This window comes from Sphingobium sp. Leaf26 (assembly GCF_001421665.1).
GTDB lineage: Bacteria > Pseudomonadota > Alphaproteobacteria > Sphingomonadales > Sphingomonadaceae > Sphingobium.
This window is the reverse complement of sequence record NZ_LMKV01000015.1, coordinates 1-21,181: the sequence shown is the minus strand read 5'-3', so window position 1 is coordinate 21,181 and position 21,181 is coordinate 1. Positions and strand designations below refer to the sequence as shown.

General features: G+C 61.8%; 20 protein-coding genes. 14 read left to right on the top strand and 6 right to left on the bottom strand.

Translation table 11 applies throughout. The features are described 5' to 3' along the window. The first annotated feature begins 60 nt into the window (after positions 1 to 60). The 11 genes from trbB to ASE85_RS22480 are packed head-to-tail and all read left to right on the top strand — an operon-like array spanning position 61 to position 9,447. On the top strand, positions 61 to 1,026 hold the full coding sequence (gene trbB / locus ASE85_RS13025; protein WP_056689017.1) for a P-type conjugative transfer ATPase TrbB: 966 nt from the start codon (positions 61 to 63) through the stop codon (positions 1,024 to 1,026). Continuing rightward, positions 1,026 to 1,358, top strand: a complete 333-nt coding sequence (locus ASE85_RS13020) for a TrbC/VirB2 family protein (RefSeq protein WP_037475283.1) — start codon at positions 1,026 to 1,028, stop codon at positions 1,356 to 1,358. Before trbB ends, ASE85_RS13020 begins: the two co-directional genes overlap by 1 nt. Then, positions 1,358 to 1,627: a VirB3 family type IV secretion system protein gene (locus ASE85_RS13015; protein ID WP_056689014.1), complete on the top strand. Its 270-nt coding sequence runs from the start codon at positions 1,358 to 1,360 to the stop codon at positions 1,625 to 1,627. The genes ASE85_RS13020 and ASE85_RS13015 overlap by 1 nt, the downstream gene beginning before the upstream one ends. Continuing rightward, positions 1,624 to 4,059 (top strand): conjugal transfer protein TrbE, encoded by a 2,436-nt coding sequence (gene trbE / locus ASE85_RS13010; RefSeq protein ID WP_056689011.1) that lies wholly within the window; start codon positions 1,624 to 1,626, stop codon positions 4,057 to 4,059. The genes ASE85_RS13015 and trbE overlap by 4 nt, the downstream gene beginning before the upstream one ends. Next, a complete protein-coding gene (gene trbJ, locus ASE85_RS13005; RefSeq protein ID WP_056689008.1) occupies positions 4,056 to 4,757 on the top strand; it encodes a P-type conjugative transfer protein TrbJ in 702 nt (233 codons plus the stop codon). The genes trbE and trbJ overlap by 4 nt, the downstream gene beginning before the upstream one ends. 1 nt (position 4,758) lies before the next feature. Beyond that, the gene (trbK-alt, locus tag ASE85_RS13000; protein ID WP_056689005.1) at positions 4,759 to 5,043 is read left to right on the top strand and encodes a putative entry exclusion protein TrbK-alt; all 285 of its coding nucleotides are present in this window, start codon (positions 4,759 to 4,761) and stop codon (positions 5,041 to 5,043) included. After that, a complete protein-coding gene (gene trbL, locus ASE85_RS12995) occupies positions 5,036 to 6,316 on the top strand; it encodes a P-type conjugative transfer protein TrbL (protein WP_056689002.1) in 1,281 nt (426 codons plus the stop codon). The genes trbK-alt and trbL overlap by 8 nt, the downstream gene beginning before the upstream one ends. Before the next feature lie 2 nt (positions 6,317 to 6,318). Beyond that, positions 6,319 to 7,002 carry a conjugal transfer protein TrbF gene (gene trbF / locus ASE85_RS12990; RefSeq protein WP_056689000.1) on the top strand — a complete coding sequence of 228 codons (684 nt, stop codon included), beginning with the start codon at positions 6,319 to 6,321 and terminating at the stop codon, positions 7,000 to 7,002. Then, positions 6,999 to 8,000: a P-type conjugative transfer protein TrbG gene (gene trbG, locus ASE85_RS12985; RefSeq protein WP_056688997.1), complete on the top strand. Its 1,002-nt coding sequence runs from the start codon at positions 6,999 to 7,001 to the stop codon at positions 7,998 to 8,000. The genes trbF and trbG overlap by 4 nt, the downstream gene beginning before the upstream one ends. Beyond that, positions 7,997 to 9,211 (top strand): TrbI/VirB10 family protein, encoded by a 1,215-nt coding sequence (locus tag ASE85_RS12980; protein WP_056688994.1) that lies wholly within the window; start codon positions 7,997 to 7,999, stop codon positions 9,209 to 9,211. The genes trbG and ASE85_RS12980 overlap by 4 nt, the downstream gene beginning before the upstream one ends. Next, a complete protein-coding gene (locus ASE85_RS22480; RefSeq protein ID WP_082462803.1) occupies positions 9,211 to 9,447 on the top strand; it encodes a DUF2274 domain-containing protein in 237 nt (78 codons plus the stop codon). The genes ASE85_RS12980 and ASE85_RS22480 overlap by 1 nt, the downstream gene beginning before the upstream one ends. On the opposite strand, the gene ASE85_RS12975 is transcribed toward ASE85_RS22480, so the two are convergent. Then, the gene (locus ASE85_RS12975; RefSeq protein ID WP_056688988.1) at positions 9,383 to 10,330 is read right to left on the bottom strand and encodes a LysR family transcriptional regulator; all 948 of its coding nucleotides are present in this window, start codon (positions 10,328 to 10,330) and stop codon (positions 9,383 to 9,385) included. The two genes, ASE85_RS22480 and ASE85_RS12975, sit on opposite strands and share 65 nt — an antisense overlap. Before the next feature lie 443 nt (positions 10,331 to 10,773). Here ASE85_RS12975 and ASE85_RS23055 point away from each other — a divergent pair, with 443 nt between their 5' ends. Genes ASE85_RS23055 through ASE85_RS12965 form a run of 3 tightly spaced genes read left to right on the top strand, consistent with a single transcriptional unit; the run spans position 10,774 to position 13,364 of the window. Continuing rightward, positions 10,774 to 10,908, top strand: a complete 135-nt coding sequence (locus tag ASE85_RS23055; RefSeq protein ID WP_156358333.1) for a benenodin family lasso peptide — start codon at positions 10,774 to 10,776, stop codon at positions 10,906 to 10,908. A 54-nt stretch (positions 10,909 to 10,962) separates the two neighbouring features. Then, positions 10,963 to 11,625, top strand: coding sequence for a lasso peptide biosynthesis B2 protein (locus ASE85_RS12970; protein ID WP_056688984.1), 663 nt, complete (start codon positions 10,963 to 10,965; stop codon positions 11,623 to 11,625). Beyond that, positions 11,625 to 13,364 carry an asparagine synthase-related protein gene (locus ASE85_RS12965; RefSeq protein WP_056688980.1) on the top strand — a complete coding sequence of 580 codons (1,740 nt, stop codon included), beginning with the start codon at positions 11,625 to 11,627 and terminating at the stop codon, positions 13,362 to 13,364. Before ASE85_RS12970 ends, ASE85_RS12965 begins: the two co-directional genes overlap by 1 nt. Before the next feature lie 16 nt (positions 13,365 to 13,380). Here ASE85_RS12965 and ASE85_RS12960 read toward each other — a convergent pair whose 3' ends face one another. From ASE85_RS12960 to ASE85_RS12940, 5 genes are all read right to left on the bottom strand, one after another. Further along, positions 13,381 to 15,522 carry an Atxe2 family lasso peptide isopeptidase gene (locus tag ASE85_RS12960; RefSeq protein WP_156358332.1) on the bottom strand — a complete coding sequence of 714 codons (2,142 nt, stop codon included), beginning with the start codon at positions 15,520 to 15,522 and terminating at the stop codon, positions 13,381 to 13,383. A gap of 5 nt (positions 15,523 to 15,527) precedes the next feature. Further along, positions 15,528 to 18,098 carry a TonB-dependent receptor gene (locus ASE85_RS12955; RefSeq protein ID WP_156358331.1) on the bottom strand — a complete coding sequence of 857 codons (2,571 nt, stop codon included), beginning with the start codon at positions 18,096 to 18,098 and terminating at the stop codon, positions 15,528 to 15,530. Between the two features lie 93 nt (positions 18,099 to 18,191). Then, positions 18,192 to 19,202: a FecR family protein gene (locus ASE85_RS12950; RefSeq protein WP_056688970.1), complete on the bottom strand. Its 1,011-nt coding sequence runs from the start codon at positions 19,200 to 19,202 to the stop codon at positions 18,192 to 18,194. Continuing rightward, positions 19,183 to 19,782, bottom strand: a complete 600-nt coding sequence (locus ASE85_RS12945; RefSeq protein ID WP_056688965.1) for an RNA polymerase sigma factor — start codon at positions 19,780 to 19,782, stop codon at positions 19,183 to 19,185. Before ASE85_RS12945 ends, ASE85_RS12950 begins: the two co-directional genes overlap by 20 nt. Positions 19,783 to 20,017: 235 nt before the next feature. After that, positions 20,018 to 20,947: a HEPN domain-containing protein gene (locus tag ASE85_RS12940; protein ID WP_056688961.1), complete on the bottom strand. Its 930-nt coding sequence runs from the start codon at positions 20,945 to 20,947 to the stop codon at positions 20,018 to 20,020. Positions 20,948 to 21,181: the final 234 nt, after the last annotated feature.

The window sequence follows — 21,181 nt, the reverse complement described above, 5'->3', positions numbered from 1 at the left end:
CTTTCTTGATCATCCCCTGAACTGGACCGCCAACGGTTCGGCAATTGGCAGGGTCGATCCATGAGCATATATCCGCTCCGTACAGAAGCCAGGACACGCGGCTCGCGTATGCTGCGCACGGCGCTCGGTTCGGCGATCATCGGCTGGCTCGACGATGCTGGTGTCATCGAGATTATGCTCAATCCCGACGGGCATATCTGGATTGATCGGCTGAGCGAAGGCCTCAGCGATACCGGAGCCTGCGTGTCAGCCGCCGACGGCGAGCGGATCATCCGTCTGGTGGCGCATCATGTCGGCGCGGAGGTTCATGACGGAGCGCCTCGCGTATCGGCCGAACTTCCCGATACCGGCGAGCGGTTCGAGGGGCTTCTTCCGCCCGTCGTCCAATCGCCGACATTCGCCATTCGCAAGCCCGCCGTCGCTGTGTTCACGCTCGCGGATTATGTCGCAGCCAATATCATGTCTGCGCGCCAAGCCGACATATTGGCGCAAGCCGTTGCCACGCGCCAGAACATCCTGGTGGCCGGTGGCACAGGGACCGGCAAGACGACGCTCACCAACGCGCTTCTGGCCGAGGTCGCCAGGACGACCGACAGGATCGTCCTCATCGAAGATACGCGCGAGCTCCAGTGCACATCTCCCAACCTGATCGCGATGCGAACCAAGGATGGCGTCGCCACGCTGTCCGATCTCGTGCGATCCGCCCTGCGCCTACGGCCAGACCGCATCCCCATTGGTGAGGTGCGCGGGGCCGAAGCCCTCGACCTGATCAAAGCATGGGGGACGGGCCATCCGGGCGGGATCGGCACCATCCACGCGGGATCGGGCATGGGCGCACTGCGGCGAATGGAGCAGCTCATCCAGGAAGCCGTCGTCACGGTCCCTCGCGCCCTGATCGCCGACACGATCGACATCGTCGCGGTGCTTGTGCGCGACGGCCATGGCCGCCGTCTGGCCGAACTGGTCCGCGTCGATGGCATCGATCCCAGGGGCGAATATTCCATCACCAGCCAAGGAGACGTTTGATGATCCAGCCTGTCGTGCCAATCCGCCGGAGTGCCAGTCATCTGGCGCTCGCTGGCATCATAGCCATGGCGTCCGTGATCCCGGCCTATGCGGCCGGATCGTCTATGCCCTGGGAAGCGCCGCTCCAGTCCATCCTGGAATCGATCGAAGGGCCGGTCGCCAAGATCATCGCCGTGATGATCATCACGGTGACCGGCCTGACCCTTGCATTTGGTGATACATCGGGCGGCGCGCGAAAGCTCATCCAGATCGTATTCGGTCTGAGTATTGCGTTCGCCGCAACGAGCTTCTTCCTGTCCTTTTTCTCGTTCGGCGGCGGAGCGCTTGTCTGATGGATAGGATCGGACAGGTTCCAGGCTTTGACGTGCCGGTCCATCGGTCCCTCACCGAGCCGATCCTTCTGGGCGGCGCGCCGCGCGCGCTGGCAATCGTCAACGGGACGCTGGCAGGCGCTGTCGGCCTCGGCTTGCGTTTGTGGATCGCAGGCCTCGTGCTTTGGGCCATCGGTCATGTGCTGGGCGTATGGGCCGCCCGCCACGATCCGCACTTCGTCGATGTGGCCCGGCGGCATGTTCGCTATCCGACCTGGCTACGGGCATGATGTCGCTGCGCGAATATCGTTCGACCGCGAGCAGCCTGAGCGATTTCCTGCCTTGGGCCGCTCTGGTCGCGCCGGGCGTCGTCCTCAACAAGGACGGTTCGTTCCAGCGCACCGCCCGTTTCCGGGGACCGGACCTTGATTCCGCGACGCCCGCCGAACTGGTGGCGACGACAGCGCGGCTAAATAGCGCCCTGCGTCGGCTCGGCTCGGGCTGGGCCTTATTCACCGAGGCGCAGCGGGTGCCAGCGAACGACTATCCCGACGACGTCTTTCCCGATCCGGCTTCGCGACTGCTGGACAGGGAACGACGCGAGCAATTCCATGAAGAAGGCGCGCATTATGACAGCGCCTATTATGCCACCCTGCTGTGGATGCCGCCAGCGGAAGACAGCGCCCGGGCCGAGCGATGGCTCTATGAAGGCCGTTCGACCACGGCGTCCAACGGAGCCGAACTGCTCGCTGGTTTTATCGACCGCTCACACCGGATCGTCCAGTTGCTCGAAGGCTTCCTGCCGGAAATCGCCTGGCTCGATGATGGTGCGACCCTCACCTATCTTCACTCGACGATCTCGACCAAGCGTCAGAACGTGCGCGTGCCCGAAACGCCGATGCACCTCGATGCGCTCCTGGCTGACGAACCGCTGGTCGGTGGCCTCGAACCCCGCCTCGGCAACAGCCATCTGCGCAGCCTGACCGTCACCGGCTTTCCGACCTCAACCTATCCTGGCCTGCTCGACGAACTCAATCGCCTCGCCTTTCCCTATCGCTGGTCCACGCGGGCGATCATGCTCGACAAGGCCGATGCCACCCGATTGCTGGGCAAGATCCGGCGACAATGGTTCGCCAAGCGCAAGTCGGTCGCGGCCATTCTCAAGGAGGTGATGACCAACGAAGCCTCGGCCCTGTTGGACACGGACGCATCGAACAAGGCTGCAGACGCCGATCTGGCGTTGCAGGAACTGGGCTCGGACATGATCGGCCAGGCCTATGTGACCGCCACAGTGACGGTGTGGGACACAAACCGTGCAATAGCCGCCGAGAAACTGCGCCTTGTCGAGAAAGTCGTTCAGGGCCGGGATTTCACCTGCACGACCGAAGGGCTCAACGCTGTGGAGGCCTGGCTCGGGTCGCTGCCGGGCCATGTCTACGCCAATGTCCGGCAGCCGCCGATCAGCACGCTCAACCTGGCGCATATGATGCCGCTGTCGGCCGTCTGGTCTGGACCGCCGGGCGATGCGCATCTCGATGGTCCGCCGCTATTCCACGCCAAAACCGAGGGCTCGACGCCCTTTCGCTTCTCGCTGCATGTTGGCGATGTCGGGCATACGCTGGTGGTGGGGCCAACAGGCGCGGGCAAATCGGTCCTGCTCGCCCTGATAGCGATGCAGTTTCGCCGCTACCCCGGCGCGCAGATTTTCGCCTTCGACTTCGGTGCCAGCATGCGCGCCGCAGCGCTGGCGATGGGCGGTGACTGGCAGGATCTGGGGACCGGGCTCCACGCCGAGAACGCGGCTGTATCACTCCAGCCTCTCGCAAGGATCGATGATCCGGCCGAACAGGCATGGGCGTCGCAATGGGTCGGGTCGATCCTGGAGGCGGAGGGGATCACGCTCGATCCCCAGGCCAAGGACCATCTGTGGGCAGCGCTCCGATCGCTCGCCAGCGCGAGGCCCGACGAACGGACGCTGACGGGTCTTGCGGTGCTGCTACAATCCCAAGTCCTCAAACAGGCGCTGCAGCCTTATTGCGTGGGCGGTGCCTGGGGTCGCCTGCTCGATGCCGAGGCTGAGCAACTGGGCGATGCCCATGTCCAGATATTCGAAACCGAAGGACTGGTGGGCTGCGCCGCGGCTGCTCCGGTGCTGGCCTATCTTTTCCACCGGATCGAGAACAGGCTCGATGGATCGCCCAGCCTCGTCATCATCGACGAGGGCTGGCTGGTGCTCGACAGCCCGACCTTTGCCGCGCAATTACGCGAATGGCTCAAGACGCTGCGCAAGAAGAATGCGAGCGTGATCTTTGCGACGCAGAGCCTGGCCGACATCGAAACCAGCGCCATTGCGCCAGCCATCATCGAAAGCTGCCCGACCCGGATATTCCTTGCGAATGAGCGAGCGACCGAACCGCAGATCAGCGCCATCTATGCCCGGTTCGGGCTCAATGCCCGGCAGATAGAGATATTGGCGCGGGCGACGCCAAAGCGCGATTATTATGTCCAGTCACGGCGCGGCAATCGCCTGATGGATTTGGGGCTAAAAGAGGTGGCGCTCGCCTTTACCGCCGCGTCCTCCAAGTCCGACCAGCGCAGGATCGACCACATACTGGGCCAACCGGGTGACGAAGAGTTCGCAGCAGCTTGGTTGCGCGCATGCGGCCACGACTGGGCGGCAGACCTGCTTTCCACGCAAGAGCCAAAGGAGCAAAGCTCATGAGATCCCGCTTCATTTTTCGCCGGCTTGGTCTGTGCGCTGTTGCGCTCGCGCTAGCCATGACACCGGCACAGGCGTTGGTCGTCTATGACCCCACCAACTATGCCTCCAATGTGATGCAGGCCGCGCGCGCCTTGCAGCAGATCAATAACCAGATCCGGTCGCTGCAGAACGAAGCGACGTCGCTCCTCAACGACACGAAAAACCTCGCCAGTTTGCCGTTCAGCAGCCTTCAGGCGCTCCAGCAGCAGGTGCGGCAGACCCAGCGCCTGCTGGGGCAAGCACAGCGCCTGGCCTATGACGTGACCCAGATCGAGCAGGCCTTCTCCACCAAATATGGCGATATAGCGCTGTCGAGTTCAGACGCCGATCTGGTCGTCGGCGCCCGGGACCGTTGGTCCACCAGCGTCGATGCGTTCGAGGATGCGCTTAAGGTTCAGGCCGGGGTGGTCGGCAACATCGACGGCACCCGGACCTCGATGGACGATCTTGTTTCAGCCAGCCAGTCGGCATCGGGCGCGTTGCAAGCTGCCCAAGCCGGAAATCAGCTTCTCGCGCTCCAATCCCAGCAACTGGCCGATATCACCGCCATGCTCGCAGCGCAGGGCCGGGCGCAGACGATCGAAGCGGCGCGCGCGGCCACTGCAGAGGCGGAGGGCCGCGTCCGATTCCAGCGCTTCATGGCGCGTTCGGGCCAATAGGATGCGGAGCGAACGCCTGGCGCTGGCAGGCCTCGCCGGCGGTGGCATGCTGACGGTTGCAGTGCTCACGGTCATGCACCAGCAACGGGGCACGCCCCCTGAACAGATACCACAGGTGCCGGTATCGACCGAGAATCGCGCGGCCGCCCTTATTCGCTGTCGGCACGTCACGGCACAGGATCCAACCTGCGAAGCGGCCTGGGAAGCCGAGCGACGCCGCTTCTTCGGCACAGATGATGGCCGCAGCGCCCGATCAGATGGGCAGGAGCGTGCCGGACATGAATGATGTCGGCGTCATCGACGGGTTCCTGGCGACCTTCACGGCCTATATCGATTCCGGTTTTGGCCTTCTCGGCGGGGAAATAGGGTTTCTTTCGACCACGCTGATCGCAATCGACGTGACACTTGCCGGGCTGTTCTGGGCATGGGGTGCCGACGAGGATGTCCTGCAACGCCTGGTCAAGAAGACGCTCTATATCGGCTTCTTCGCCTTCATCATCGGCAACTTCTCCTCGCTCTCGCAAATCCTGTTCCAGTCCTTTGCCGGGCTCGGCCTCAAGGCCAGCGGCGCCAGCATCGGCCTCGCCGAGTTCATGAAGCCGGGTAGCGTTGCCGCGGTTGGGCTTGATGCAGGCGAACCGCTTCTCACGTCCGCGTCCGAGATGATGGGGTTCACCTCGTTTTTCGCTAATTTCGTCCAGATCGCCGTGCTGCTGCTCGCCTGGATGATCGTAATCCTCGCCTTCTTCATTCTTGCCGTACAGCTGTTCATCACGCTCATTGAGTTCAAGCTGGTGACGCTGGCCGGGTTCGTCTTGCTGCCCTTCGCCTTTTTTGGGCGGACGGCATTCATGGCGGAGCGGGTGCTTGGCCATATCGTATCGAGCGGCATCAAGATTCTGGTTCTCGCCGTCATCACCGGCATCGGCACAGGACTGTTCGACCAGTTCATCAATGCGCTGGGTGGAACAGCACCGACTGCGGAACAGGCCATGTCGATTGCGCTCGCCTCATTGGCGTTGCTTGGTCTGGGCATATTCGGCCCCGGCATCGCCAACGGCATCGTCACTGGGGGGCCGCAGCTTGGTGCAGGCGCAGCGGCGGGGACGGCGATTGCAGCCGGCGCCACCCTGGCCGGCGGGGCCGCAGGCGCCCGCCTCGCGGCCGGCGCTGTCGGTGGGGCCGCAGCGAGCGCATCGAGCGCCGCCGCCCGTGCGGCCGGATCGACCAGCGCCACCTATAGCGCCGGTGCAGCGGGCAAGAGCGGGGGAGACGCGGTCGCGGGCGGGATCGGTGCGTTGGGAAGAGCGGCCGGCTCTGCCGCCACATCACCGCTGCGCCGCGCTGCCGATGCAATGAAGCAAAGCTTCAACGCCGGAAAATCGGGCGCATCGACGATCAGTGATGGCGCTGAGGCTGCGTCCGGGCCGCCAAAATGGGCGACGGCAATGCGCCAGCGTCAGGCGATCGCCCACGGGGTTTCGACCGCCGCCCACACATTGCGCGGTGGCGACAGCGGAGGTGGCGGCGCGTCGATCGATCTGAGCGGAAGGGACTGACCATGTTCAAACGACCATCCATCCGGTACGGCCAAACCCCGGAGCCGGTCACGCCTTACCAACGTGCCGCCCAGGCCTGGGACGATCGCATCGGCTCGGCGCGCGTCCAGGCGCGCAATTGGCGTCTCGCCTTTTTCGGCACGCTGATGCTGTCTGGTGGTCTCGCCGCCGGCTTGATCTGGCAATCGGCGCGCGGCTCGATCGTGCCCTGGGTCGTGCAGGTGGACAAGTTCGGCGAAGCACAGGCCGTCGGCCCCGCCGATGCGGGATACCGTCCGACCGATCCGCAGATCGCCTTCCATCTTGCGCGCTTCATCGAGCAGGTTCGCAGCATCCCGGCCGATCCAATCGTCCTGCGCCAGGCATGGCTGCGCGCCTATGACTTCACCACGGATCGCGGCGCCATGGTCCTCAATGATTATGCGCGGGCGAATGACCCGTTCGCGCTTGTCGGCAAGGCACAGGTTGCGGTCGATATATCGAGCGTGATCCGGTCGTCGGACAGCAGCTTTCGCGTGTCCTGGACCGAGCGGCAATATCAGGATGGGGCACTGGTTGAGACAAGCCGGTGGTCGGCCATCGTGACGGTCGTGATCCAGCCACCCTCCGCGCCCGATGCCCTGCGCAAGAACCCGCTCGGCCTGTTCGTCAACGCCATCAACTGGTCGAAGGAGCTTTCCCAATGATGCACGTTCATCGTTCCGGGGCCGCAATTGCGGCTTTGCTGATTTCCGTAAACACGACCACGGCCTGCGCAGCGACGCGCCCAGCCCTGCATGGGGTAACCGAGACGCCTGCCGTGCGCATCGCGGAACCTGAGAAACAGGTCGAGATCGTGACTGTTGCAAAGCCGCTGCCGTTGCCGGGACAACTCAAGGCGGTGCCGCCCATAGGCCCTGGTCCGGTCCTTGCCGATCCAAAGACCCGGATTGTCGCCGCCAATGCCGCGGCCCGCATGGAGCCCGCGCGCGATGGCTTCATCAACGCCATGCAGCAATATCCCTGGGCGGAAGGCGCTCTTTATCAGGTCTACACCGCGCCGGGGCAAGTGACCGACATCGCGCTTCAACCGGGCGAAATGCTTGTTGGGGCGGGTCCGGTGGCCGCGGGCGATACCGTAAGATGGATTATCGGCGATACGCTCAGCGGTGCGGGTGAGACGCAACGGGTCCACATCCTGGCAAAGCCGACGCGACCCGATCTTCTGACCAACCTGGTGATCAATACCGATCGACGGACCTATCATCTCGAACTGCGTGCGACCCCGGCCACCTATATGGCGTCGGTATCCTGGTCTTACCCCCAGGATGAACTGACCGCGCTTCGACAGCGCAACGCCGCTATCGCCGCAAAGGCGCCGATCGCCGCAGGCATTAACATCGCCTCGCTGGATTTCGGCTACGTGATCGATGGGGACAAGCCGAGCTGGCGACCGCTGCGCGCGTTCGACGACGGCAGCCAGGTCTTCATCGAGTTTCCCGCAAGCGTCGCGCAGGGCGAAATGCCGCCCGTATTCATCCTGGGAAGCGGCGGCAATGCCGAGCTCGTCAATTATCGGGTGCGGGACCGTTTCATCATCATCGACCGACTCTTCAGCGCAGCCGAGTTGCGCATGGGGGACAAGAAGACGGCGCAGCGGGTACGCCTGACACGGATCGCAAGTGGGAGGAGAAGCCGACCATGAGCGACCGTAGCGAGCAGGATAGTTCGCCCGCGCCGTCTTCGGCGGCCCCGTTCAAGTTGGGAGGCGATGCGCCGTTGGTAATGCGCCTGTCGCGCAAGACATTGGCCGGGGTGGGCGTGTTTGCAGGTTTGAGCATCGGGGGCGCTCTCATCTATGCGCTACAGCCGCCGGAGAAACCGGTCGGCCAGGAAGTCTATGCGACCGAGGGCCGGGCAAAGGCCGACGGGCTGGGATCGGTGCCCAAGGACTATAGCCAGGTTCCGCAATTGGGACCGCCACTGCCGGGTGACCTGGGACGGCCGATCCTTGCTGCACAACAGGGCGGCAACGACAACCAAGTTTCCGGGCAAGGCTATCCATCCGATCGCCAGGCCATCGATCCGGCCGTCGCAGCACGGCAAAAGGCGCGTCAGGAACGGGACGCTGCGCATGCCAGCCAGTTGTTTACAGGACAGGGGAGCGCCGAATCGACGGGCAGCGCGCCGGAGCATGTCGCCACGGGGTCGCCGACCACCGCGCCAGCGTTCGGCCCGGACCTTGCCGCCCCACCAGGAACGACGGCATCGGGTAGCGCGGCGAAACGCGCTTTCATCACGGGCACCATGGACACGCGCTCGCTCGCCTCATCTACCATCGAACCCGTGGCGTCCGCCAACATCCTGCAGGCCGGCAGCATCATACCCGCCGCCTTGATCACGGGCATCCGATCCGACCTGCCCGGTCAGATCAGCGCCCAGGTCACGCAGAATGTCTATGACAGCCCGACGGGGCGCATCCTGCTCATTCCGCAGGGCGCAAGGTTGATCGGGGACTATGATTCGCAAATCGATGCCGGTCAGTCGCGGCTTCTGATGGCATGGACGCGCCTCATCATGCCCGACGGGCGTTCGATGATGCTCGAGCGTCAACCTGGAGCCGATGTCAGCGGCTTTTCGGGCTTGCAGGACAGCGTAAACAATCATTGGGGTGGCGTTGCGCGCGCTGCCATGATCTCCACTCTTTTGGGCCTTGGCACGGAATTGGCGGCCGGTAGCGACAACGACATCATCCGGGCGCTGCGCCGGGGGTCGCAGGACAGCTTCAATCAGGCCGGGCAACAGATCATACAGCGTCAGATAGCGATAGCGCCGACCTTGACCATCCGGCCGGGCCATCCGCTGCGCGTCATGATGACGCGCGACCTTATCCTTCCCCCTCAAGGCAATCGGTGATGGCCAAGCTGCGCCTGGGATCGCTGGCGGACGACAAGCCCGTCAAGATCAGTCTGGAATTGCCCGCCAATGTCCATCGCGACCTTGTGCGATACGCTGCTGCGTTGGCCAACGAAACGGGTGAAGCGCAGGTTTCACCCGAACGCCTCATCAGCCCCATGTTGGAACGGTTCATGGCGGGGGACCGCGCCTTTGCAAGGCATCGCAATGGTAAGGCTTCTCGGCAACCGTCATGATGGTCCCAAGCAAAGGGGCGAGCGCAGGATTGCTAGCGTCTTCGCGCCAACAGAGGCCAAAATCGATGCGCGCATGGCCATGGGGCTCGTGGATGGGCAAGGCGACGAGATGCGGGGGCAAGCCAGCGAACGCGCCCTCCTGCACGATGGTAAAACAGCCTGCATCAATCAGTTGGTAGAGCCCATTCAAATTCAGCGGGTTACGGACGATCGCCGCGCGGTCCAGACCAGCCTGCGATTGGGCCAGGGTAAGACGTCCCGCAATCTGGGAGAGCAGGTCGTCCCCGCGCGCGCTGTCCGCAAGTAGAAGGGTAAGGTCGCGCAGATCCGACCAAAACAGCGGCGCACGCAACGCTAGAGGGTTGTCGCAGACCATGACAGCAAAAAGACGGCTGCTGCCAATAGCGTGATATGCCGCGCCTGGTGGGGCCAGATGGCCTGCAACGATGATGGCGTCGAGTTGGCCGCGCTCGAAGTCGCGTACAAGCGCCTGTCTGTCACAGACCACAGCAGACAGCTGAATGTCTGCATGGCGTTTGCTGAATTCCAGCATGAGAGACTGCACCGCGCCGCTGGGCACTGCGCCTGAAAGGCCCAGCTTCAGCGCACCGCAGCGCCCTTGTCCAAAGATGATGATATTGCGATGAAGGCTGTCGAGATCAGCCACAAGCTGGCGCGCGCCCGATATAAAATGGTCTCCCGCGCGTGTCAGTCGGGCGCCGCGGGTCGAGCGCTCGAATAGGTCGGTGCCAAGCCGCTGCTCGAGATGGCGGATCCGTTGGCTCAATGTAGATTGCTTGATGCGCAGCGACTCGGCCGCTTGGCTAAAACTCCCAAGCTCCGCCGTCGCTATGACATAATGGAGGTGACGGATTTCAATCATGCTCCAACCCTCGCCGCATTGGTTCTTCAGACAAACCCAATGTTTCGCGGTTCGCTCATGCTGAAAATCCCCAGAAATGGGGGAAAAACGAACCCTCGCGGCACCTCCTACAGATGGCAGAATTTGCGATTGCAGAAATGTCGGGATAGATTTGGATCAATGCCGCCGGCAGAGCGGGCGTGACCGGGTCGCTGTCGTGTATGTCCAGGCTTTGCTAAAGACGGCGGCGCATGATCCCAACTCATGTCTCACAGCACGGTCACGTCCCGCGTCGGAAATAGGCTGCCTTCTCCCTGTTAGCAGTCGATCAGATGTCCATTATGCGTGGGGATCGAAGGTCGGTCGCGATTATAATCGGATTATAAAATTCTTATAATCGATCGCCGGGCACATCCTTGTCGGTGCCGCGAAATGGATCGCGGTCTATCGAAGAGGAACGTGTGATGGAAAACACTGTCGAACGTCGCAACGACGATATGATCGACCTTGGCGCAATCAGCGTCGAGACCAAGGGCCCGGGCCTTGGCCAGGGTGACGAGATCGGGCTGCAGAACCCGGTCGGCCTTTCCGACGACTGACACCACTGCCGGTGCGCGGTGCTCCCGCGCACCGGTCATCGGAAAGGCGCCTTCATGGCCTTGTCGCTTCGCCCCGGACTGACATTCTGTGAAATCCAGCATCACCTCATCTTCATGGATTATGAGGCGGATCGCTATTTTAGTCTGTCAGGGCCTGCGCGCGACAGTCTTCAAAAGCTCCTGAAGTCCCCCGATGCGGGCGTTCCAGAACAGGAGATAGCGCCGCTGCACGCTGCGGGAATCATTGGCTACGGTGAAGGTGCCAAGCCACTCAAACCCTGTCAGCATATACCAGCCGGGCGCAGCATATTCGACGAAGAGGACGGCACCTCACGCATAGCGGCCCAGATTCCTGAGATTATTGTCCGTTTGGCGGCAATGCGTCGCACATTGAAGCGGCAGGGTTTGCCGACGACCCTGCGTCGGCTTAGGGAAGCAACGCCACTGCCTGTTGTCCCTGGATCGTCCGCGCCCGGCATGCGGCGACTGTGCGCTGCCTATGAGGCGTCGCGTCGCTACTATCTCCCAGTCGATCATTGCCTGATCCGGGCACTGGCGCTCTACCGTCATGCGCAGCAGCGCGGCCATGATGCGAGGCTGGTCTTTGGCGTGCAGTTGCATCCCTTCTCGGCGCATAGCTGGGTCGAGCAAGACGATCTCATTCTCGACGATCGTGTCGATCATGTGCGGCGTTTCAAGCCGATCCTCGTTTTATAATGGCGCTCCGCTACATCACACTCGTCTTTCCCGGCGATCTCCTCGAAAGCATCGAGACAGTCGTGAATCGCGTCATTGCCGTGACGGGTTTTACAAAGGTGGCCGCATTCGGCCGCGCGGTCGTGTTGGTTGAACCCGGCAGCCCTTTTGTCATGGCGGATGACCGCGCCGGGATCATCCTGGGCTATATGTTCGAAAAGGTTGGCGGTCGCAGCCGCCAGGTCGTGGCCATCTCCCAAGTACCGCCAGCCAGTCGCGGGTCGTCGAACTGGGGGGCTTATGTCACCGTCCGGCAGAGCCCGGACGATATCGCGATCGAGATCGCCCGCGATCCGTCCGGCATGGTCCCCTGCTATCATGTGCGGCATAAAGGAATCATTGCGTTTGCGTCCGAGTCGGCTTTGCTTGTCGAGGCAGGTCTAGTCGGGACCAATATCGATTGGCGGGTACTCGCGCGGTTCCTGATCGCCGATCAAATGCGTCCGGCGCAGACCTGTATCAAAAGCCTGACCGAACTGCCCGGGGGCTCGCATATGAACATTGCCGAGACGGGTTCGCAAGATATTGCGGCTTTTTGGTCACCGTGGCAGCACACCGATCGCCTGTCGCTCATCCGCGATGAGGTTGAGGCCGTCCGCCTGCTGCGCGAGACTATCATGGACTGCGTACAGGCGTGGACGCAGCCATTCGAGCATGTCCTGCTCTATCTGTCGGGTGGCCTCGATTCCTCCGTCGTCGCGGCGGCCATGCCCCAGGATGTTCGAGCAAGCCATGTTACATTGGTGACCGCCGATCCGTCGGGAGACGAGCGAGATTATGCCCGGCAACTGACCAATCAGCTCGGGCAGCCATTGTTCGAAAGAATGCTGGAAGTGGGCCTCGTTGACCTGCATCGCTCAGGTGCCGCCCGCTTTCCACGCCCCTCGGTCCGATCCTTCGCTCAGGCAGGCGACGCGCTGGGGATCGGGCTTGCAGACGAGGTCGGGGCAGATGTCTTCTTCAACGGCGGCGGTGGTGACAATGTCTTCTGCTATCTGCAATCCGGGGCGCCGATCGCCGATCAGATGCTGGTCGAGGGCATAGGTCGTGGCTCTTGGCGGGCGATCATGGATATGAGCGCGCTCGCCCATGCAGATATCTGGTCTGTGGCCAGAAGCGGTTGGCGGAAGAGTCGGCAGAAGGCAGCCCGTTATGTCTGGAAGCCGGACCTGAGCTTTCTGTCCCTCTTTGCCACGCAGGAGGCGACTGCAGCCTGCAGCCACGATTGGCTGGACGCGCCCGACGGTGCGCTGCCGGGAACGGCAAGCCATATCGCCCTGCTCTTGCGCATCCAGAACCATCTCGACAGCGAACGTGGTTTCAATAGGCCCGTCATCTCGCCCCTGCTTTCGCAGCCAATCGTGGAACTTTGCCTTAAAATTCCATCCTGGCTCTGGTGCCGCGACGGCCGCAATCGCAGCGTCGCCCGTAAGGCGTTCGAAGATGTCTTGCCCCCGCCGCTCATCGCTAGATTGTCAAAAGGCACGCCGGACAGCTTCGTGGCGACCCTATTCGAAGCCCATCGGAAGGGCATTGCGACCATGCTACGGGAAGGTCTTCTGGCACAGGCGGGCCTTCTGGATATGGGCGCAATCGAGCAGAGCATCGATCGGTCGCATCATACCAGAAACGGCGATTTCTGGCGGATGATGCGCCTTGTCGATGCGGAAGCATGGGCGCAGTCATGGGCAGCGCGCTAACGATGAACCCATAGCATTATGGACGACGTTGCGATTTCAGCCGCCGCCACCGGTCATATTGCGCCGCCTTCTCCGGCGCCGGATCGACGGCATCACGCAACCAGAAATTGAACCAGTCGATATTGCGCGCATAGATGGCCATGCGGTGAGCCGGTTGCCATTTGATGTGGTGATCGCCCGGGAAGAGGAACATCTCGACCGGCGGGCCGATCTCCCGGAAGGCGGTATAGGCCTCGAGCGCGCGCAAATATTCGTCGCTCGCTAGTTGCATCAGCACGGGTCCTTTGATCCTGGCGGCATTCATGGCGGGCGAAATGGCTTTCCAGAAGGCGGGATCATCCGTTGTTGGCGCGGGGTAACCGAAACGCCGCCGTTCCTTTTCCCAGGCCGGTCCACCCATGATCAGGTCCGTCTTGGGGTCGGCGCAACAGGTGCTGACGGAGGTTGCAGCGAACAGATCGGTATTGATGAGCAGATACCAAGCGGTGGTCGAGCCATCGCTCAGGCCGGTCAGGCCGATCCTCTTCGGATCGATCACGCCTGTCGCCATGGCTGTCTCGACGCCAGCGACGATGGACGAGGCCACATTATGCCGTTCCCGCCACCCTTTCACATTTTCCGATTCCGCATCCTTCCACGTCCGCCAGTTGCCTTGCTTTAGACTGGTAGCGAAGAATGGCGGGCTCTCGACGCTCAGGACGGCGAAGCCCTGCGCCGCAAAGGCATGGATGGGATATTCGTCACCGATGCTGCCGCGCAGGAAGCCGCGTGTTCGATACTGGACGACGATCAACGGCATTTTTGCGCCGACGGGGTAATTGGCGGGCAGAACAAGATCGCCGAAGGTCTCAAAGCCCAACGGATTCTTCCAGTAAAGGCGCTGGACCTTTCCCATCTGTAAGTGCTGAAATTCCGGGTTTGGATCGAAGATAACCGATGATCGGCCGGTATCGGCATCCAGCGCCACGATGCGCCGGGGCTGGGTCGATCCTTCCTGGGCGCAGATGAGACGATCCTCCGCAGGGAGGCACCCCGTCAACAGGCCATCAGTCCCCCACATCTTTCGCGGTGCGGCGTGTCCCGGCGTCCATAGATAGAATGTCAGGCGACTGCCGCCATTGCCGTCGCGGCGCAGGTACCGGACGGCCCCATGTTTGGCGGACCACCACATGCCGATGATGCCATCGGAACAGCTGCTGTGCTGACACTGCCATTCACGTCCCTGCCGGTCCTTGCCCCACAAGCGGATAGGACTGAGATAACGATCGGGCACCTCCGCCTTCACCCACCCTTCCTCGCCAGAAGGCCCAGTGATGGCCAAAGGTCGTCCCAGCAGCATGCCCGGACCGATCCGGTCGAGCGCGGTCCGCTCGGCTGGCGTCGCGGAGCGATCCGATGAGGACGTCGATGAAACGTCTGCAGCGGCATAATGAAGGGGCAATGGCCCCCGGATCATCGGTCGGTCACCATAGATGGGCATCGCCCGATCGTCGAACAGGTAGCCGGTCAGGCTTTCCCGATCGAGCTTCGCATTTTCTTCAATCAGGGATGGCCGGTTGGCATAGATCAGCGCCGTGCCGTCATCCGACCAGGCCACGGCCTCGACATCGACCGGGGAATGGGACACCCGCGTGCCGCTTTTGCCATGCACGCTCGCACGCCATGCCTGCGTCCTGCCCCGATCTTTGCGCAGATAGGCAATCTGGGTGCCGTCGGGCGACCAGCGCGGCTGGTTGATCGCCGCGATACCCGTATCGGTCAGAAGTCCGCGCTGCTCGCTCTGGAAGGTAACCCGGATCAATTCTCCACCTTGATCGATAAGCCGGGCCACGCTGTCCGGCCGAATGTCGACCACCACGAGGCCCTGGCAATAGCTGTTGGTTTCAGGATGTGCCCGGGTCAGGATGAAGGCGATCGACCGCCCATCAGGTGAGAGGGCAAGCGGACTTTGTCCTGTAGGCATGCCGCCAATTGGTCCTATGTCCCGCAACTTCGCGATATCGCCCGCCGTCACCGCGCGCGCGACGTCCTGACGCAAACCGGGTAGCAAATCCGCACATTGCGAGGCCATGGCTGGCGTCCCGCAGACATTCCCCAAGAACAGGCCGATGCCCACGATCAACAACCGTGCGCGATAGTTCATCCATGCCAATGTCATGACGATCACCAATGCTTGGTGATCGAAAGGCTGACGAAGCGGCCGATCGCTGAATTGTTGGTGGAGTCATAGGGCAGATCGTAGACTTGCGAGCGACGCACGACCCCCGGCTTCTCATTGAGGATATTGAGAAGGGTCAGCCCCACATCCATGTTCGATAGCAGACCCGCCTCGCCTATATGATGCCGCGCCGTAAGGTCGATCGTCGTCATCTCGCCCGATCGGGTGACAGGCGTGAAGCGAAGGTCCTCTGTCGATCCCATATAGCTCAGGATGCTCGACAAGGATGTGGCGCCGTTGGTCCAGGTGACGGCACCGCGACTCCGATAATGGGGCGGATTGAAGATGGTGCCTGCCAGAGCCACGAGCGGCTGGCTGGCACTGAGCTTTTGCGTGCTATGCAGATAGCTGCCGTTCGCGCTCAATGTCAGTCGTTGCCCGCCGCCAAGGGCGAGCGCGTAGCGAACGGACAGATCCACGCCCTTGATATTCTGCCGCGTAGCATTGGCGTTGCGATTATCCACAATGGCGACAACGGTCGCCGGATCGTAGGCGCCGGTCAGATAATTGATCGACTCGGTATTCGCCAGCGCGGACGCCTTGTCAGCCTCGGATGGCGAGACATTGATCAAATCCGCATAGATGGGATTGCTCAGCGACTGACTGCTATAGGTGATGGGTGCGACGATACGATCGCGATAGGCAATGTCGAAATAGCTCAGCTCGATCTGCAGGCCTGGGACTGCCCGGGGATGGAGATCGAGCGTCCCTGTCCAGCTCGTGGCGCGCTCAGGCTTGAGATCGGGGTTCCCCCCGGTCACCAATAGCGCAGTGGCGTTCGCCGGATAGCCCAATCCACCCACATTGCGCACAGCGGTGACCGATACAAATTTCCCGGAATATTGCTGGAACATGGTGGGCGCCTTGAACGATTTCCCCCAGGATCCCTTCAATGAGAAATCGGGCGTCGGTGCGTAGATGAGGCCGAGCTTGGGCGTGGCGATCTTGTCGATGCCCGGATAATCTTCATAGCGGATCGCGCCGCTGAATGTCAGTTGATCGACGAAGCGCACGTCCATCATGCGCGAGACAAGCGGCAGATTCAGTTCTGCAAAACCATAATAGCTGTCCTGGGACACATTGATGTTCTGCGGCGAGCCGGTTGTCCGATAGGCATGAAATCCATTGCGTCGATAGCCGCCACCCACGGCGAGTTTGGCCTCGCCACCGGGCAACTGCATCAGTGGCCCGGTGGCATTCAGTTCAATCGACTGGGCATCGTTGCAATAGCAGGCGCGGACCGACGAAAAGAGGGATCCGCCGATATAGGTGTCGGAATCATAGTGCGTCTTGTCCTTGCCGTACATGCCAGCAAGGGAGAGCGACCAGCCCTGGCCGACCGACCAGTCGAGCGACGGCGCCAGAGCGAAGGAAGTGTTGCGCGGAAACAGCAATGTTCCCAACTGGCGATAGTCTCCGGTCGCGTTCAGCGGATAATTGTAGAGGCTGGTGCGGTGGTTGTAGAGCGCATCGAGCGAAAATGTGAGGTCGGCGGTCAGTGCCTGATGGCCACTCATGATCAGGTTATGCCGTTTCACAGCGGGAAAGAGGGATTGCGCGCCATAGCTGGCGGTATAGCTGCGCTGGCGCGCCTCGATCGCCGTGTCGCGTTCGAAATCATAGGCTATGAAAGCCCCGCCGCGGCCCCATTTTTTTCCCACGATAACGCCATATTGCTGCTGCTCGTTGCCGCCATCGGTCGACATGCCCAGCCGGGCGCTGGTGCTGACGCCGTCAAAGTCGCGTTTGAGGATGATGTTGGCAACGCCGGCGACAGCGTCCGATCCGTAGATCGCCGACGCACCGTCCGCGACAATCTCGAGCCGATCGACGGCCAGCATGGGGATGGCGGACACATCGACGCTTTGCCGCGATACATTATAGGCCAGCCGATGACCGTTCAGCAGCGTCAGGGTTGCATCCGATCCCAGGCCGCGCAGATTGATGCTTGATCCCGAGCCGACATTGACGCCGCTGGCCGAAGGGACATTCAGTCCGACACCCACATTCTGGCCGCCGCCGAAACTCTCTGGGATGCTCCGGACGACGTCGCCCAGATTGGTTTGCCCGGCGTTCCGCATGTCTTCCTGATCGAGCACGATGGTGGGTGATGGCGATGTAACACCCTTCAGCCGGGATCCGGTGACGACGATCGCGGTCGCCGCTGCGCCCGTGGCAAGGGCATCCGCCGCCCCGTCTCGCCCCCGAATGAAGATGGTCCCGTCTGTAATGCGTGCATGCAGGCCGGTTCCGGCCAGCAATCGATCGACGGCGACCTGCGGCGTGAATTGTCCCTGGAGCGATGGCGCAGTAAGCCCGGCGACATCGGCAGGCACGAAGAATATCTCCATCCTGGATGCAGCGGCGGCCTCGCGCAGCGCCTCGGCCATTGGCTGGCTGGACTGATGGTAAGGCACCGCGGCGTCGGTTTGGGCCGTAGCACATTGGTACACCGCCAGCGTGGTCAGCGCCGCGCTGGCGAGAAGAGTAGAATGCAGAAATCCGGAAATACGCATAGTCAGCCCCTTTTGTGACGCCTGCCGTTGGCGGTCGTTCAAGGGGATCGATGCAGGGTTAGGCGAAGACCTTAAGGGGGACGTAAAATAATTTCAGCGTCGCAGGATGATCGCACCTGACGGCTGATGTTCTACGGTTAAATCGAGACTTTGGGCCAGGTTGGCAGCGAGCCGGTCTGGATCGTCGATCCGAAACCGTCCGGACAGCCGCATGTCAGGAAGGCCGCTGCCCTCGATGCGGATCGGCGCGCGGGCGTACCGGTTGGCGACAGCGACGATTTCCGAGAGGGGGGCGGATTCAAATGCCATCATGCCATCGACCCATTCGATGTCGCGCGGGTCGATGGCGGCGATCAGCACGGCATGATCGATCCGGGTGAAGGTCAGGGCCTGACCCGCCTTCAGCTTACGCGGCGGCATTGGACGTGCGATCGACGGTTGCACATCGACGCCCCCTTCCAGCAATTTGACCTGCACCGCGCCTCCAGGCGCAATGGCGACGTCAAACACTGTCCCGGTTGCTGTCACTGTACCTGTTCCGGCGTGCACGATGAAGGGGCGACCGTCATGGGCAACGGAAAAGCGCGCGCGGCCGGCATCCAGCCAGATATCCCGGGCCTTGGGATTGAAGGCAAATCGCATCGCGCTTTGCGTATCCAGCGATACGAATGATCCGTCGGGCAGTCGCCGACGGGAAATCTCACCATGCTGATTGTCTATCGTGGCTGATGCGACAACCGTGTCGGCTGCAGCGGTCTGCCGACTATTGGTGTCGATGATGGCAGGGGGTGATAGCGTGTTCCAGAGCGGCCAGGTTGCGCCCAACACCACGGCAACGACTGCGACGAGAGCCCATTGCTTGCGGTGAGCGGGACTATCGACCGGCGCTGGCTGCCATCGCGTTGACCGGCTCAACATCTTCGCATCGTGAAAACGGCCGGCCGCCTTGTTGTAAGCCGCAAGATTGGCAGGGTCGGCGGCGAGCCACGCATCCAGATCCTGTTGATATCGCGCGGCATCGGGCCGCTGCATTTTTGCCAACCACATGGCCGCAGCGGTGGGCGGGTCCAGGTCAGGGGCGGGATCAGCGGGCATGTTGGTCATGGTCGTCCAGATAACGGTCGATATGGGCTATGGCGCGCATCATATGATATTCCACTGCGCCCATGCTCAGCGCGACCTTCGCCTGAATTTCCTTGTAGGTCATGCCGTCGCGCCTGCTCATCAGGAAAATCTCACGTGTTTTTGGCGCTAGACCGGCAACGGCCCTTTCGTAAAGGACAAGGAGCTGACTGGCTTCGATCTCCATCTCCTGTTGTGGCGGATGGGCGCAGTCGATGTCCTCTTCAAGCGCGACCATCTGCCGCTCGAACGCTCGGCGCGGTCCACGGGAGCGCCCAAAGAGGAGGTTTCGGGCAACGCGCTGCAGATAGGCGGCGGGATTGACCAAATCGCCAATGCGCGGGACGCGCGCGATCTGGACGAAGCTCTCCTGGACAAGATCACTGGCGGCTTCGGCATCCCCGGTCTTTCGCCGGAAATAGGAAAGCAGGCGCGAAGCCTCTTGCCGAAAGAGCGTGTCTAGCAGCGCGCTGTCCGCACTGGACGCAGACAGCACCTGCCGGTCCTTTCGCCCGGCGCTCATGGCAATGGCTCGCAGTTCGTCCGCGCAGGCGGGCAGCAATGGTAAGGCATGGAAAGCGTCCACGCGGCATGCTGGAGTATCCGGAAAACCGGACAGCCAGATCAGCGATGGTCGCCGTCGTCCAGCGCGGTGTGCGCCTTATCCCGAAACGGCCACCCGTCCGGACAGGACAGGTGTGCATGATGCTGGCAGGTAAATCCTACACCCGGTAGCCAGATCGATCCCGTAGTGCGCGGCGATCATGCCAACTTGGTAAAGGGCATGCAAGGGTGGGTCAGCCCGCCTTGCGGACCTCGCCTTCGAGTACGGCCAAGCGTTCCGAGCACACCATATGTACCACGCGACCCAGCTCCTCGATCTGCTCCGCCAGCCAGTTGAGCTGTTCGAGGGAGACACGATAATGTTTGGAGTAGCGCGCCTTCACATAGGCGTCCTTGAGCTTTTCAAAGGCTGCGCGGTCCTTTTTCGTGTCCCCCGGCCAGACGTGGACGAGACGTCGATCGATGCGCTCGGCCTGTGTACGCAAAAAGCCCAGATTATGCACATGTGGGGTGTAAAAAGTGCAGACGAGTAGAACGCAATGATAGAGTCGTTCGCATGCTTGATGCAAATCAAAGGCTGCGTCTTTCACGTAGCCTTTTTCAATGTAGAACTTAGCGCCTTCGAACCTTTTCATCGCTGACGGGAACCATTCGTCATAATATTCCTGCGCCATTTCCAGTGCCTGGAGCGGCGTTTTGGGCTTGGGCTGGTGAAGTTCGGTATCTTCCGCCTCATATAGCGCGATACCGTCCCGGGCGACGTCCATGAAGAAATAGCGTCCGTGGGCCAGGCCGTCGTTCACCTCCTGCAGAGTGTGAACGATAAAGTTCACAGGCGTCCGCAGCCCTTTGGTAACGGTCAGTTCGAGAATGAGGCGTTGATCGAGTTTGGACCAGTAGGTGACGCGATCAGTCAGGCGCTGATCGTTGACGATGATCAGGACGTCATAGTCGGATTGATAGCCTTTGGCCGTATGCGGTTCATCCACCCATCCGCCGCGAGCATAACTGCCGTACAGAATGACCTTCAAAATGCGGCCCTTCTTTTTCCAGTCATGCCGGGCAAGCGCCAGCGCATCCTCGAATTCCTCGAAGATGATCTGCTTTACCCGGTCTAGCTCACGCTGCTTGTTGGCCGGCAAATGTTCGAGATCGGTTCGCATTTCGCCATCTTAACGTCAGAGGGGCACTGCTGCCCAGAGAAAACGGATCAAATTGGGCCGACTACAACTGGCGCAAATTGCGTCTGCTTGTCTGGCCGATGGTCGTGCGCGCCCCGCCCGCTTCGCGGCAATAACTGGGACACCGCGTAATTGATGTAGCCACCCTCCTGTATGGTACGAAGTCGCATGAACGCTTCAATGCAGGAGGGTGACCATGTCGATCTACGCAGGACT

Excerpts from the sequence above, each read along its gene's own strand:
- trbB (WP_056689017.1), top strand. The coding sequence starts at position 61 with ATGAGCATATATCCGCTCCGTACAGAAGCCAGGACACGCGGCTCGCGT.
- ASE85_RS13020 (WP_037475283.1), top strand. The coding sequence starts at position 1,026 with ATGATCCAGCCTGTCGTGCCAATCCGCCGGAGTGCCAGTCATCTGGCG.
- ASE85_RS13015 (WP_056689014.1), top strand. The coding sequence starts at position 1,358 with ATGGATAGGATCGGACAGGTTCCAGGCTTTGACGTGCCGGTCCATCGG.
- trbE (WP_056689011.1), top strand. The coding sequence starts at position 1,624 with ATGATGTCGCTGCGCGAATATCGTTCGACCGCGAGCAGCCTGAGCGAT.
- trbJ (WP_056689008.1), top strand. The coding sequence starts at position 4,056 with ATGAGATCCCGCTTCATTTTTCGCCGGCTTGGTCTGTGCGCTGTTGCG.
- trbK-alt (WP_056689005.1), top strand. The coding sequence starts at position 4,759 with ATGCGGAGCGAACGCCTGGCGCTGGCAGGCCTCGCCGGCGGTGGCATG.
- trbL (WP_056689002.1), top strand. The coding sequence starts at position 5,036 with ATGAATGATGTCGGCGTCATCGACGGGTTCCTGGCGACCTTCACGGCC.
- trbF (WP_056689000.1), top strand. The coding sequence starts at position 6,319 with ATGTTCAAACGACCATCCATCCGGTACGGCCAAACCCCGGAGCCGGTC.
- trbG (WP_056688997.1), top strand. The coding sequence starts at position 6,999 with ATGATGCACGTTCATCGTTCCGGGGCCGCAATTGCGGCTTTGCTGATT.
- ASE85_RS12980 (WP_056688994.1), top strand. The coding sequence starts at position 7,997 with ATGAGCGACCGTAGCGAGCAGGATAGTTCGCCCGCGCCGTCTTCGGCG.
- ASE85_RS22480 (WP_082462803.1), top strand. The coding sequence starts at position 9,211 with ATGGCCAAGCTGCGCCTGGGATCGCTGGCGGACGACAAGCCCGTCAAG.
- ASE85_RS12975 (WP_056688988.1), bottom strand. The coding sequence starts at position 10,330 with ATGATTGAAATCCGTCACCTCCATTATGTCATAGCGACGGCGGAGCTT.
- ASE85_RS23055 (WP_156358333.1), top strand. The coding sequence starts at position 10,774 with ATGGAAAACACTGTCGAACGTCGCAACGACGATATGATCGACCTTGGC.
- ASE85_RS12970 (WP_056688984.1), top strand. The coding sequence starts at position 10,963 with ATGGCCTTGTCGCTTCGCCCCGGACTGACATTCTGTGAAATCCAGCAT.
- ASE85_RS12965 (WP_056688980.1), top strand. The coding sequence starts at position 11,625 with ATGGCGCTCCGCTACATCACACTCGTCTTTCCCGGCGATCTCCTCGAA.
- ASE85_RS12960 (WP_156358332.1), bottom strand. The coding sequence starts at position 15,522 with ATGACATTGGCATGGATGAACTATCGCGCACGGTTGTTGATCGTGGGC.
- ASE85_RS12955 (WP_156358331.1), bottom strand. The coding sequence starts at position 18,098 with ATGCGTATTTCCGGATTTCTGCATTCTACTCTTCTCGCCAGCGCGGCG.
- ASE85_RS12950 (WP_056688970.1), bottom strand. The coding sequence starts at position 19,202 with ATGACCAACATGCCCGCTGATCCCGCCCCTGACCTGGACCCGCCCACC.
- ASE85_RS12940 (WP_056688961.1), bottom strand. The coding sequence starts at position 20,947 with ATGCGAACCGATCTCGAACATTTGCCGGCCAACAAGCAGCGTGAGCTA.